The organism is Paenibacillus sp. FSL H7-0331, assembly GCF_001956045.1.
This window is the reverse complement of the sequence record NZ_MRTH01000056.1, coordinates 17,370-29,873: the sequence shown is the minus strand read 5'-3', so window position 1 is coordinate 29,873 and position 12,504 is coordinate 17,370. Positions and strand designations below refer to the sequence as shown.

Here is a 12,504-nt window from a genome sequence, read left to right as displayed (position 1 = left end):
GCCGTCCCTTGGTCGTCGTGGAAAAGGTGCGAATTTCTTGCTTAGGTTTGCGATCTAATTCCCCATACAGAACACAGGCGACTACTGTTTCTTGGTGGACATCAAGCCCAGCACATCTTTCTAAGATTGCTTCCATCCCACATATCACTCCTGAAATAGTTGAAGTGATGCAGGTCATGTACCCTCAGAGTAAAAGAATTTTTATACACGTGCTCTCAGCAACAATTGGCGGTGCTCGCGGGATACAGTCGGCCGGTTTGGGACTCAGAGTTTTCCTACCAAAAAAGTCTCGGCCTGTGACCTGCAGTTCCATTATGGAACATACAGATTCACAGGCCAAGACATTTTCATTCATGGTGGTGGCCGTCAGGCCATGTTAGTTTGGGACTGAGGCTCTTCCCATTTTTCATCGGGATTTGGATGAGCGGAAGAATCTGCTTCATCCTTTTTCTCCTTATTACTAAAGGAGTTAATACATTAGACATTGACTCCTTCTGCAGACAGGGGTATAGTTATCTCATATTTATTAAATTCAATTTAATAACCAATTAATAAACGTGGAGGGTGAATTATGACATCACTTGGCTTTCAAGCTTCCAGTCTTAGACCCTATCTTACGACAGCAGATGAAGTACAACATACATTCCGTAAACTGCACATTATGGGGTATCGCGATGTACAGCTACAATGGATCGATCCTGCCGTACCTCTGGCATTCACGGCAGAAGCTTTGCGAGAAACAGGGCTGAAATGTATCGCAACTCAAGAAGATTTTACGGTAGTGCGAAATAATCTGGATTACTATGTCACGATGAATAGGCTGTGGGAAAGTGATTCTTTATGTGTTAGTACCATCCCGCGTGAGCTAATGACACCGGGAGGTATCGTGGAATTTTGTGACGCGATGGGACAAATGGCGAGGACACTGGGTGAACATGGCATCGAACTCACCTTCCACCCGCTCTGGTTCAACTATGAGTACATAAATGGCATTCGTGCCATAGACATCGTAATGGAACAGTTGCCTAAAGTGGGCTTAACCTTATGTGTGTATCACACTGTTCGGGCAGGTGAGGACCCTGTGGCTTTATTGGAACGGTATCAAGGGCGCGTAAACATATGTCATTTTAAAGATTCCGCACTCTCAACCGAGGGAAAAGAATACTTGGTTCCACTTGGTCATGGTCGGATTGATTGGTTGCCCATATTTGAGGCTTGTCATCGAACCGGTGTGAAATGGGGACTGGTCGAGCAAGAAAACTGGCAGAAAGATGCCTTCGATTGTGCAAAGGAAAGCTTGGATTATCTAACGAAATCGGGTATAACATCAGCTAATGTTTAGCAAAACAACAGCGAGTAGTTTTATACAGGGGAATACGATGAACGAAGATGTTTTAGAGGAATTTTATTTAGTCCAGCCCATCCAAAATTTCGGGCCTAATATTTACACGCGCATAACCTTATAATGATGTATGGCTTTTAACCAATCTTACCATTTGCAGTGGCGTAACCATTGGAGATCGCAGCGTCATTGGTGCAGGAAGTGTTATACTACAAGATATTCCACCTGACTCACTCGTCACAGGCGTTCCCTGCAAAGTGATTCGGAAAAATACAGAAACGGATAGCATGATTCATAGTCCGGAAATTATGGCAGATTGCAACATTATGAAATGAAAATCGGAGTTAATAAGCCGGGGGTTTTTATGGGAATAAATATGCTGGATATGAAAGAGAGCAATTCACAAACAGTTCTTTGGAGCCTTTGTTCATACAAGACCTCCACCATTAAACAATTGGCTCTAACGACAGGATTAAGCTTTGTTACCGTTGGAAACATACTGAATGGATTTGTAGAAAGCGGAGAAGTCACTCTCGGTAAAATGTATTCTGCAACGGGAGGAAGGCCGTCTCAAGCGTATAGCTTTAATGCAGAATTTGCACATGTGCTTGGGTTATCGGCGCGGGTACGCAAGGGGAAGAATATTATCAGTGCTTGTATCGGGAATCTTTACGGGGAACGCGTATGGGACGCAGAGGAGCCGTTTGACACCATTCAACTTTCTAGTTTTGATCAGATGATCAATAAGGCCCTGCGAAACTATTCGACTATAAGTCTTGTTGCTTTTTCCCTGCCGGGTGTGGAGCGTAATGGTGTTATTTTGGAAAACGACTTTACAACATTGAAGGGGACTTCCTTTACAGAATATTTTCAGAAAAAGTATGAGTTGCCGGTCATTGTTGAGAATGATGTCAATGCAGCAGCTTTTGGTTTTAGCCAACATACAGAAAAAGTATCCTCTATTGTCGGCATTTATTTCCCTCGTACTTTTGGTCCAGGTGCAGGCGTTGTGATTGATGGCAACATTCATAAAGGGGTCGCTGGTTATGCTGGTGAAGTCAATCTGCTTCCGATCGGTGTTGACTGGATAACGATTAACTATGATGATCCCAAAGAGCTAGGAGCTGCCATTTCTAAATTAATCAGTATTTTTTGTGGGACAATCAATCCCGAATATGTTGTTCTTTACGGTGATTTTTTTTCCGAAGTTTTAAAAGAAGCGATTGAGCAAGCAATACCTTCAGAGGGTTTGAGGAAAATATTCCCTGTTGTTAATTATGAAAGTGATTTAGATGCCGACATCCTTCATGGTTTGATTGCACAGGCGATTGCAGCATATCAGTCTGGTCTGCGCGGAAATTATCGACAGGACAACGAAAATATCTAAGACATCGGAGAATGGACATGATCTTATCATACTGATTTATTTATCAGCCTTGGACAACCCGCTTCCTTGCTTGGTACTCCCTGGCCCATGATGAATACGGATTTGGGTGTCCCTATCGGCAATGCAGGAATTGCCTCCTTCATTATTTCTATGGGTACCATCATATCCGGGTTGTTCTCATACAAACTGAATCCGATCCTTGGCACTGGAAAGGTTACGACTATAAGTATCGTCATGACAGTCGCTGCATTGCTTGGATTCTCTCTTTGGCCTTCCTTCATTTGGTTATTGGCCTGTTTGATTCCATCTGGTCTTGGGGCAGTGCAATTGACTCAGGACTGAACAATTTTGTGTCCGAACATTACGAAGCCAAGCATATGAACTCGCAGCACGGCTTTTCTGGGGCGTTTTTCCCGGTTTCATCAAAGTAGGCTTCTATGGTGAAAAGGTTCTGATGAACCTGTATTTATTTGAATCTTTTCAACGATAGGGGAGTAAGGTCATGAATATTCTGATTATCGATGATGATTTCATAATAAAAGGCGGTGTTAAACGCACCCTAATGAAGAATTTCCCGGATCTAAACGTATATGAAGCTTCTTCTACCAAAGAGGCTCTTGTAATTATGGAAGTGGATCATATGGATATCATACTCACAGATATTATAATGCCGGGGATGGATGGAATGACGTTTATTGAGACCTATCGTAATAGATTTTTAGATACTCAATGGATTGTAATGACTGGGCTCAGCGGAAACATTTACCTTCGCAAAGCAATGCAACTAGGAGTTAAAGATTATTTATTAAAACCATTCTCTAAATCAGAACTTTCTGAAACGATTAGCAAACTTATTAATTCAACTGAGTCGTCCAATTAGAAACAATAATTGATAATTTGGGTAAATTAGGAAGTGTGAAAACTACTGTATGAACTTAATTTTACCCTATGATGGTAGAAGTGAAAACTACATTCGACCAGGCGCTTGCTTTGAGATGACGAATACGCGATGTCACAAATTTGAACCAGAAAAAATATCCATACTAACGAAACGGGAGTCACAACGAAAGACCCCGGCGAATCCATCTTCAAACGGTACAACCGTCCGAATTGAAAATGCTGTTTGAATTTGGGATGGCATGGCGATCAATAATCGGGTTTTGCGAATACCGCCATACCGGACCATTCTTTTTTTTCTCCAACACCTGAGCCCGGTCTAGCCCATTGTCTCCAAGTGGAGTGAGACGGAGAAAGAAGGATACGTTTAAATCGTGATTTCTAACCGATTCATTTCTGGATCAAGCACAACACTTTCGTAGTACCCGTCACCGGTTGTTCGCGGCCCATCCAAAACCTAAAAGCCCTCCTTCTTTAAGCGATCCGTCAATTCATTCACCTTTTCCTTTACGATGCTGTTAAAAAAATTCTCATAGAACGATTTCATCTTTTCAAGGTCCTTGGTCCAGATTGCGACATGTTCAATTCGCATCATTCATCCGCCTTTCTACATTAAATGCGTTCTTCTGTTTCTTCTTTAGCTACCTCGCTAATCCACTTGTTTCATTTAGCGTTCAAGATACAATGGATGATTTTTTTCTGTAATATCCTGGTTAAGCTCCCGATACGAAGAACATCCTACATAAAGCGGGATTTTCAATTTTGCCAAATCAGGAAGTCCGTTTTCCAAGAAGCAATCCTTATCCTGATAGTCCAGCAAATTCTCTCCGGCAATCCATTCAAGATCGCCAAACGTAGTCATACTTATTGTGCGGCACTCATAGGCAAAGTAAGCATCTGTCAGTACAGGAATATCCAACTTCAAGCCGTCTTCATAACTAATATTATATTTTTTGAACTTATCGACTTCATGACCGCTGAACGTTCCAACGCTTGAATGAGTTCTGAATAATAAGACCGCATAAATGAACACTGAATACACCGCTATTTTAGATTAACCTATACGTGTACGTTTTCTTGCGAATCGAAATACCGTAAATGCTTGGCGTGACTCGATGTACGTATGCCAACCAGAAGCCATAATGTTCTGCTTTCCTTCGTGGCGCACCGTTACAAGTACAACCGTACCCGGATAGGCGTACCACATTGTTTCGTCTAAAGGTGTTTTCATACTAAGCATTCATTGTTGTTCATATATTTATGCTTATTCTTTTGGGGGATCAACATGGAGATCCTGATCTTTGGGTGTAAATGACCATCGCTCAATAACGCAAATGTAACCTCAAAACCCTGACGCTTTGGTGAGAAAGCGTAAGGCAGGCCCGGCTAGATCATTTGAAAGACTGGGGTAATGTGTTAGTTAAACGAATGGTTTGCCATTGATGCTGTTCGGTCCTGGCCCGAATAACAATCGCGCCTTGAATGACGGAAGTACGTACCGTGAACAGTTCCCCAGCCCACTCCGGAATGGGTGCAAGGGACCAGTCCGAATACCCGTCTGTAACGACTGCCGAAAGTTGAGAGATACTGTCATTAATCTCAATGCCGGTTTTAATCCACAGTCCTGGAGTATTGTATAAGAATAAACCAGCCTGATCGTATAACGCAGTAAAGGAACTGAGATGAAGGGAAACCTCAACGGCTGTGTCGCAATCTTATTTGGCCAATAACGCAGGAGCCTTTTCAAATTTAAAACCGTAGAGCGTTTTTATCCGGAAGTCTTTTTTCATTTCAGGCATAATGGTTAGTCCCTCGCCCTTTTGTTGTGCTTGAAGTGGAGGATTGAGCCATTTTCCTGTAATCCAATCCATGTGTTTTCGTTGCTGTTTTTTCACCTGCATGCCTTCTTTGAAAACACTAATATTGAACAGCGGGGGAGACTTCATCTCACCCGCTGTTCAATATACATTTGTCGGCCTGTTACTTCAAACACTTAGCTCTCCAGAGAAGCACTTTTGTGAACGCCAGCTTTCTTTTTATACGCCCGCGTTAGCATTTCTCTACAAGTCAGCAATCCGACGCCGCAAGTGAGAAGCACATAAGGCATTAAGGAGAAGGAGACGTGCGCAAAGAGTTGTCCAAACAATGGCGCAACCAGCGTAGTACCTGTATAGGCAAATGCCATTTGCATGCCCATAGCCGCCTGTGCGTTATGCTGCCCAAAATAAATGGGCGTTTGATGCAGCATGGATGGATAGATCGGCGCAAGCCCTGTCCCAACAATAATGAATGAGATTAGTGTGAAAATCGTCGGAAGCGGTAACAGCATGATAAAAAATCCGAAAATCATAAGAATGGCTCCAAGACGAATCAGCGCCTCATTGCTCAACTTAATGGAGATAAAGCCGCTTAACATCCGTCCGGCCGTGATTCCCAAGAAAAATAAGGATACCCACCCGGCAGCACTTTCGGGCGAAATGCTTTCGTTTTTCACCAAATAACTTGATCCCCATAGCATCATGGAAGCTTCCGTTGAAGAAACCAGGAAGAACGAAAACATCCCAAAGATAGCACCTCTTGTTTTCAGCGAAGCGAGCAGTCCTGGCTTGTCTTTGGATTGCAGATCTTCCTCAGTCGGCTTCGTTGACGGGCCTTCAAATTTCCTCCACATTGGAAGTGAAAACAAAAGTAAGATAACCAATGAAAACTGTACCATCGATATGGTAAAATAACCGCTTCTCCATGTGTTTCCCCACAATACGAGCGTAGACATCAAAATGGGACCCAGCATGGCTCCAACACCCCAAAAACCGTGTAGCCAGTTCATATGCTTGGCTTCATAATGCTCGGCCACAAACCTATTCAGTCCGGCATCAACGGCTCCGCCCCCAAGGCCAAGCGGAATCGCACAAGCCAATAACCAAATAAAGGAAGGCGAAAGCGAAAAACCAAGTAGTGCTGCGGCAGTCATGGCGACACTGATAATCGTTACCTTGCCAGTGCCAATGATCCGAATCAACTTGTATGAGAGCAAGCTGGATATGATGGTGCCTATGGAAATAATACTGGATGCAATTCCCGCGTTTTCGATGGGGACACCCAAATCCGTATTCATGATGGGCCAGGAGGAACCAAGCAGGGAGTCGGGCAATCCAAGGCTGATAAACGCCAGATAAATTAAGATAAGAAAAATCATGTCCATTCTCCGTTGTGTTAAATTATTTTGTGGTCCTGCGGATATTTGCCACGAAGACCTGATAGGCCTCAATGGCCTGTTCAATCGCTTCTTTTAAAGTTTCAGAAACAAAATCACCTTATAGGACAACATAATACGGGTTGATTGTCCCGCAGAAGATACAGATTAATGTAGAAATGCAACTCCCACTTCCTTGGGGTCATCATAATTGATCGTCATCCAGTCAATACCGATCGGAAGCAGATTGGCTTCACCGGCATAGCTCGTAACGCTTCTATGCATGTTGCCATAATGACGACGCCAGCACCCGGACTCAAAAGAACGAGGGAAGTAAATGCCGACAATAGCAGAAACATTTTCCGTGTGTTTGCCATTGCCCAAAGCTGCTGCATTGACACCATTCTCTACATTGATCGGCAATCGATACTTCTTTTTGGTGCATCTCCGAGCAAAAGGGCTTTATCCCTTCCGTCGTAATCAACTCACGGTGGAGGGTAATAATCGTGAAGTGGTTGCTACCCCAAAGCCGGTTCATCTAGACAAAGTAGTCAAAATCGTCTCACACATCTATAAAGTCATCTTGCGTTGCCATACATTGTCGCTTTCACGCAAGGTTTCTGCTGTATCTTCCAACGAAATGGCGCTGGCGTGGTTAATCCACTGCAACTTGCACATCACGATATCCTATCTTATGAAGTTCGAAAAAGGTATTTCGTACATCAGCTGAAATCGTTAGAAAAGGTCTAAGGCTGGAAGCCAAGTGATGTCATCATAATTCTCCGTCATTATTTCTTTATTAGTTATTTTAATGAATTTAATAAGATACGACATAACTATATCTCATGCCTGTATGAGAGTCAATATCTGAATATTGGCCATTGGAAGAACACTTTACCCATTCAAATAGTTTTATGGCAAGTACCCTAAAAGGAGGGGAGGGGTGCCTCCGTATTCATACAGGCGCGCTTCTTCCTTTTCCATACATACCGCAAATTGTTTTCGATATTCCAGGGGGACTAATCGAACATTAGTTCTATTCAATCTCTATTGACTGTTATCCATTTATAAATTACTTAGACTTGAAAGGTCTGACGGACTATGTTCCAACTACTATAGCCTATTCAAACCTATATTAAAAAATAAACCTCTTGAAGATATAAGCAATAAATTCTTCAGGGGTTTATTTTTTTGTATAAATTTGTGGAACGGATTTAAATTGACATTCAGACAAAATCGAAGTTCTGTTGATCGCTGCTGACTCTCTAAGAAATGACCTGTTCGGTCTCCATCGGGAATGGGATAAAGTTCTTGTCATTCAAATTTGACAACTACCTTATCACATAAAATAAAAATACCGCGATTTACGCGGCACTTAATGAGATAAAGTTCTTGTCAACCGACACATGACTGTGACAAGTCAGGTTAAGAGACCTCTCCAGCAGCAAAATGCCCAACTGGAGCAACAAAACACCGCGTTGTCGGCCAAACTCAAATGGTATGAAGAACAGTTTCGGCTTACGCAGTAGAAGCGCTTCGGTGCTTCCAGCGAGAATACACCTCCGGATCAGTGGGAACTAAATCTATTTAACGAAGCCGAAGTGACGGCTGCACCGGAGCCAGAAAAAGAAGCCATCACGTACGAGCACCGCAAAACGAGCGGTAAGCGTGAAGCCGACCTCTCGAAGCTACCCGTAGAAACGGTAACGTACACCTTGGCCGAGCATCAGCAAATCTGCGACTGCGGCGGCGACTCCTTGCATGAAATGACCACGGAGACCCGCCGCGAAGTTGCGGTGGTGGTGCCGCAGGTCAAGCTCGTGGAGCATGTGTGGCAGGGGTCGCGGAGCAGTTCAGCCTCGGGCCGCACAGCCACTATTATTACTAAATTCATTACATCGACGATGGCCGGGGTGTCAATATCATTCACCATGACCGGGCCGAAATTGCCCTGGAGCAAGGTACCTTCTACCTAGGTAAGCCGGGCGAGGTCCATAAGCATTCCATGCTCGCGCATCCCCTCAGCATCTTCTTCATCGGCTTCAATATTTCACCAGTCGGAGACGACCACACCACCGCCAATGAGCTGAACCTTCGGCTCGAAAGGGTTGCGCGGCTGCAGCGGCAAGCATATTTCCTGAACCGCTGGTCCAGTCGGTATTGGTCGAAACGCAATTCTCGTTGGATAAATGACACATATTAGTGCATAAGGCTCCGAACAGGATAGAGGTGTTAAAAATGGCGGTTTTATGGAACTGCCAGAGAATCGGGAACGCACCTTTCGCGATTCTCTGGCTGACTGTCAGGTTAGTTTCAGAAGCGAACACGACATCGGCATAGAGTACGAGTTCCGGCATTGCGACTTGACCGTTATCTATGCGAATAATAGCTATTACGGATCGCATATAGATTTTAGTCGTCTTAAGAAAATCAGCGGCAATGAACGGATCGTCAAAAGCTCTGCAATCAACTTTTGGCGTCATTTCGAAGGCTATGCAGAGGACGACATGTCCGCCTCTTTTTTTTGCTCAAATCCTCCCCGTAAACACTGTTGTCCACCCGCTTCCCGGCCACATAAGACCGGCTATCTCCTTTTTCAAATAATCAGCAATTGCAAATGGATGATCAGTTTTACCACGATTACAATAATATAGTCGGCCGCCAAGGGCCGGCTTATTAATGCGTACATGGGGCAGTACAAGCGTAGCTGACACCACCCGCAAACGTATGGATCAACTAGAAATTTATTAATAACTTAATAATACTCTTCCTGTGCATTGGTAATCACCAGCTTTGTAACTTGGCGGCAGTGTTAATTGTGTTATTACTTTGATAAGGATTTCCCAAGTTTTAAATATAAAATTATTACAAAAATAATTTAAAAAATTACATTTTAATAAAAATTCATGAAAGTATAATTCTTTACATGAGATCTCTTTATAAGATTTTTGCTCAAATTATTTCGTAGGAGGTTATTTTGTTAAAATTAGTAGGAGAGGGACGAAACAAATGAAAGCGGTTTTAGAAATGGCGTGTAGATTCATAATTGGGATTACAGGTATAAGACTGCGCATAAATGGAATTTTGTCGATGTAGGTAATGGCTTGTTTAAAATCATCAATGTGAATAGCGGCAAAGCCCTTGAAGTTGCAAGCGGAAATACGACAAACGGAGCAAAGGTACAGCAAAATGATTACACCGGAGCAGCTAGGCAGCAGTGGCGGATACAGCCTGTAGGAGGTGGTCAATATGTAAATGACAATCGATTTTGAGAGCGCTTCCACGCAAACAGGGATTAGAACAAATCTGAGGGACTACACTGGAGCCGACAATCTGCTGGTAAGATTTGTTCCACAGGGGGGATGGAAGCTTTAAGTTTATCTTTAAGCATTCTGGCCAGGCATGGGAGTCAAAGTGTTCAACAAGGAACGTAAATTGTTAGTCAAAAAGGAGGTTGTCTCATGGGAAAAATTAAAAAATCTAATTTGGTATTGTATTGCGTTTCAATTGTAATTTGCTTGTTTGCATCTTTGCCGGGACTAGCTTATGCTGATCCGATTCACTCTGGTCCACAATTTGGGGATGGCTCTTATGCAGACCCTGATGTACAGGTTTATAATGGGACATATTGGGTGTATCCGACTCGTTCGACTCAAGTTGGCGAGTCTGGCACTGGCGCAAAATCTATAGACATATTTTCTTCAACAGATATGGTCAACTGGACAAAATACTCAAATGTAATAAGTTCTGCCAATATATCATGGTTACAACATTCATTGTGGGCACCAAACGGGGCTTATCGCGATGGGAAATACTACATTTATTTTGCTGCTAACGCAATCAATGGCGATGGACAATTAGGCGGAATAGGCGTTGCAGTGGCTGATAATCCACAAGGTCCATATACCGATGCGATTGGTGCACCACTTATAAATGTTGTAAGAAATGGCGCAGGTCCAATGGATCAAGATGTATTTATTGATGATGACGGTCAGGCTTATATGTATTATGGCAGCTGGGGAGAGTGTAATGTTGTAAAGCTTAACGCTGACATGAAGTCTCTGGGAACATGGTCTGATGGAACCGTCTATAAGAAAGTTACTCCCACTAAAAATGGCGACAATGATTATTTTGAAGCGCCTAAAGTGTTCAAGAGGAACGGGATATACTATTTGACTTATGCTGCCGGTGTATGGGCAGATTCATCTTATAAGGTCATGTATGCAACTTCCAGCTCTGTTACAGGACCATTTGTACCAAAAGGTATTATGCTGCATACGGATACTACAACAGCAGATGGACCTGGTCATAATGGTATTGTTCAATCACCTACAACAAATGATTGGTATATTTTTTACCATAAGCGTTATCTGAATAGTTCACAACGCGTACTGGCATTTGATAAATTTGAGTTTAATGCAGATAATACTATTATACCAGTCGAAATGGCAGTGGAAGATAACTTTGATGACGGTAATGATGTAGGGTGGACAAAATATGGCGGTACATGGACAGTATCAGGCGGTCAGTATAATGTAGCATCAAATCCGGGTGCCAAGGCCCTTCTGGACACCAATTTCACAGATTTGATTTATGAAGCTGATGTGACACCAGGTTCAACCGGCAATGCGGGTCTGGTATTTAGGGTATCAAATCCTGGAACAGGTACTGATGCTTACCAAGGCTACTATGCTGGACTCGATGTTCCTAATCAGAAGGTTCTGATTGGGAAGGCAAACAACAACTGGACATCGCTTGCCACTGCTTCTATGAGCTTAACGGCTAATACAAAGTATCATGTTAAAATTTTTGCGCAAGGTGAATCCATTAAGATTTATGTTGGTGATATGACTACCCCTAAGATTAGTGTGACGGATTCAACTTATATTAGGGGTAGTGTAGGAGTTAGGACATATGATTCAGCTGCAAAATTTGATAATATTTCAGTTCAAAGCAGCCGATATGAAACAGAAAATTTAGTTGTCAGCGCAACGTCGGGCGTCAAACACTCCATGTTCGGAAATGGATCCGGTACGGACCCCAATCTGAGCGGTGGATATGGAACTACCCTGGAAGCCAATGCAGTCAATGACTATGTGACATACACTGTGAATGTGCCTGAGGCACGCAGCTATAGTGTAAGGGTCGGTGTGAAAAAGGGACCCAACAGGGGGCAGTTCCAGATGTCGGTAAACGATGTAAATCATGGTTCGGTTCAGGATTTATATTCAACTGGATTAAACTATGTGGAACTGAATGTGGCAAATATAACCTTCAGCTCGGCAGGCAATAAATCCTTCAAGTTTAATGTTGCAGGTAAAAATGGTTCAAGCTCAGGATACCATCTGTTACTTGATTATATTAAACTAGTACCAAACTGATGCAAATATGTAAAGAGACGGTTAATATTAACCTTCTCTTGTGATGAAAACTTATACAGTTCTTAACCACTCTGTATAAACAACCTCACTTCTATACCTGCCTACAGTTAAGCTTTACACCTAGGCCCTAGCCTAGGTTTTTTTACTTTGATGGGATTGTTTAGATGCGTGGGAACAGTTTGGTTATAAACGTACTCCACCCGCAGGTTTATGGTAAAATACTGGCAGAGAAGTTGCCTTGTTGCTCTTTGAAAAGTTTCATGGTACCTGGGAGATCAGACAAACATTTGCCAATAATAACGCT

12 protein-coding genes and 6 pseudogenes are annotated in these 12,504 nt (G+C 42.9%); 9 read left to right on the top strand and 9 right to left on the bottom strand.

The annotated features are described in order from the left end of the window. Nucleotides 1–136, bottom strand: a pseudogene (locus BK127_RS45240) (IS110 family transposase); the annotation flags it as partial. Between the two features lie 435 nt (nt 137–571). Between BK127_RS45240 and BK127_RS38440 the strand changes: the two are divergent. From BK127_RS38440 to BK127_RS38420, 5 genes and pseudogenes are all read left to right on the top strand, one after another. Further along, nucleotides 572–1,342 carry a sugar phosphate isomerase/epimerase family protein gene (locus tag BK127_RS38440; protein WP_076237966.1) on the top strand — a complete coding sequence of 257 codons (771 nt, stop codon included), beginning with the start codon at nt 572–574 and terminating at the stop codon, nt 1,340–1,342. Nucleotides 1,343–1,476: 134 nt separating this feature from the next. Continuing rightward, nucleotides 1,477–1,677, top strand: a pseudogene (locus BK127_RS42785) (sugar O-acetyltransferase); the annotation flags it as partial. Further along, complete coding sequence (locus tag BK127_RS38430) at nt 1,674–2,729, top strand: ROK family protein (RefSeq protein ID WP_179097760.1); 1,056 nt, start codon at nt 1,674–1,676, stop codon at nt 2,727–2,729. The pseudogene BK127_RS42785 and the gene BK127_RS38430, both read left to right, overlap by 4 nt. A 90-nt stretch (nt 2,730–2,819) precedes the next feature. Continuing rightward, entirely contained in the window at nt 2,820–3,071 is a 252-nt protein-coding gene (locus BK127_RS43275; protein WP_179097759.1) for a hypothetical protein, read from the top strand. Nucleotides 3,072–3,231: 160 nt separating this feature from the next. Further along, entirely contained in the window at nt 3,232–3,609 is a 378-nt protein-coding gene (locus BK127_RS38420; RefSeq protein ID WP_076237963.1) for a response regulator, read from the top strand. 144 nt (nt 3,610–3,753) lie between these two features. Here the strand turns inward: BK127_RS38420 and BK127_RS45235 are convergent. The 7 genes and pseudogenes from BK127_RS45235 to BK127_RS38395 all read right to left on the bottom strand — a co-directional run. After that, nucleotides 3,754–3,916 (bottom strand): annotated as a pseudogene (locus BK127_RS45235) (glycosidase); the annotation flags it as partial. A gap of 77 nt (nt 3,917–3,993) precedes the next feature. After that, nucleotides 3,994–4,218 (bottom strand): annotated as a pseudogene (locus BK127_RS38410) (VOC family protein). 75 nt (nt 4,219–4,293) lie between these two features. Beyond that, a complete protein-coding gene (locus BK127_RS38405) occupies nt 4,294–4,668 on the bottom strand; it encodes a flavin reductase (protein WP_256711630.1) in 375 nt (124 codons plus the stop codon). A 12-nt stretch (nt 4,669–4,680) separates the two neighbouring features. After that, nucleotides 4,681–4,857, bottom strand: coding sequence for a hypothetical protein (locus BK127_RS45230; RefSeq protein WP_256711629.1), 177 nt, complete (start codon nt 4,855–4,857; stop codon nt 4,681–4,683). 160 nt (nt 4,858–5,017) lie between these two features. Further along, nucleotides 5,018–5,272: pseudogene (locus tag BK127_RS45905) on the bottom strand (DUF1349 domain-containing protein); the annotation flags it as partial. Nucleotides 5,273–5,341: 69 nt separating this feature from the next. After that, the gene (locus BK127_RS43265; RefSeq protein WP_179097758.1) at nt 5,342–5,572 is read right to left on the bottom strand and encodes a DUF1349 domain-containing protein; all 231 of its coding nucleotides are present in this window, start codon (nt 5,570–5,572) and stop codon (nt 5,342–5,344) included. 47 nt (nt 5,573–5,619) lie between these two features. Then, on the bottom strand, nt 5,620–6,822 hold the full coding sequence (locus tag BK127_RS38395; protein WP_218639073.1) for an MFS transporter: 1,203 nt from the start codon (nt 6,820–6,822) through the stop codon (nt 5,620–5,622). A gap of 334 nt (nt 6,823–7,156) precedes the next feature. Between BK127_RS38395 and BK127_RS44235 the strand changes: the two genes are divergently transcribed. Together BK127_RS44235 and BK127_RS38385 are read left to right on the top strand one after the other, a co-directional pair. Beyond that, complete coding sequence (locus BK127_RS44235) at nt 7,157–7,549, top strand: hypothetical protein (RefSeq protein ID WP_179097757.1); 393 nt, start codon at nt 7,157–7,159, stop codon at nt 7,547–7,549. Between the two features lie 811 nt (nt 7,550–8,360). Then, nucleotides 8,361–8,795, top strand: a pseudogene (locus tag BK127_RS38385) (hypothetical protein); the annotation flags it as partial. Nucleotides 8,796–8,861: 66 nt separating this feature from the next. Here BK127_RS38385 and BK127_RS38380 read toward each other — a convergent pair. Beyond that, on the bottom strand, nt 8,862–9,302 hold the full coding sequence (locus BK127_RS38380; RefSeq protein WP_076237959.1) for a hypothetical protein: 441 nt from the start codon (nt 9,300–9,302) through the stop codon (nt 8,862–8,864). 555 nt (nt 9,303–9,857) lie between these two features. On the opposite strand from BK127_RS38380, the gene BK127_RS38375 reads away from it, so the two are divergent. Continuing rightward, nucleotides 9,858–10,091, top strand: coding sequence for an RICIN domain-containing protein (locus tag BK127_RS38375; protein ID WP_083689904.1), 234 nt, complete (start codon nt 9,858–9,860; stop codon nt 10,089–10,091). A 189-nt stretch (nt 10,092–10,280) separates the two neighbouring features. Continuing rightward, a complete protein-coding gene (locus BK127_RS38370) occupies nt 10,281–12,200 on the top strand; it encodes a family 43 glycosylhydrolase (protein ID WP_076237958.1) in 1,920 nt (639 codons plus the stop codon). Nucleotides 12,201–12,504: the final 304 nt, after the last annotated feature.

Excerpts from the sequence above, each read along its gene's own strand:
- BK127_RS38380 (WP_076237959.1), bottom strand. The coding sequence starts at position 9,302 with ATGACGCCAAAAGTTGATTGCAGAGCTTTTGACGATCCGTTCATTGCC.
- BK127_RS38430 (WP_179097760.1), top strand. The coding sequence starts at position 1,674 with ATGAAAATCGGAGTTAATAAGCCGGGGGTTTTTATGGGAATAAATATG.
- BK127_RS38440 (WP_076237966.1), top strand. The coding sequence starts at position 572 with ATGACATCACTTGGCTTTCAAGCTTCCAGTCTTAGACCCTATCTTACG.
- BK127_RS38370 (WP_076237958.1), top strand. The coding sequence starts at position 10,281 with ATGGGAAAAATTAAAAAATCTAATTTGGTATTGTATTGCGTTTCAATT.
- BK127_RS43265 (WP_179097758.1), bottom strand. The coding sequence starts at position 5,572 with ATGAAGTCTCCCCCGCTGTTCAATATTAGTGTTTTCAAAGAAGGCATG.
- BK127_RS44235 (WP_179097757.1), top strand. The coding sequence starts at position 7,157 with ATGCCGACAATAGCAGAAACATTTTCCGTGTGTTTGCCATTGCCCAAA.
- BK127_RS43275 (WP_179097759.1), top strand. The coding sequence starts at position 2,820 with ATGAATACGGATTTGGGTGTCCCTATCGGCAATGCAGGAATTGCCTCC.
- BK127_RS38420 (WP_076237963.1), top strand. The coding sequence starts at position 3,232 with ATGAATATTCTGATTATCGATGATGATTTCATAATAAAAGGCGGTGTT.
- BK127_RS45230 (WP_256711629.1), bottom strand. The coding sequence starts at position 4,857 with ATGAAAACACCTTTAGACGAAACAATGTGGTACGCCTATCCGGGTACG.
- BK127_RS38395 (WP_218639073.1), bottom strand. The coding sequence starts at position 6,822 with ATGATTTTTCTTATCTTAATTTATCTGGCGTTTATCAGCCTTGGATTG.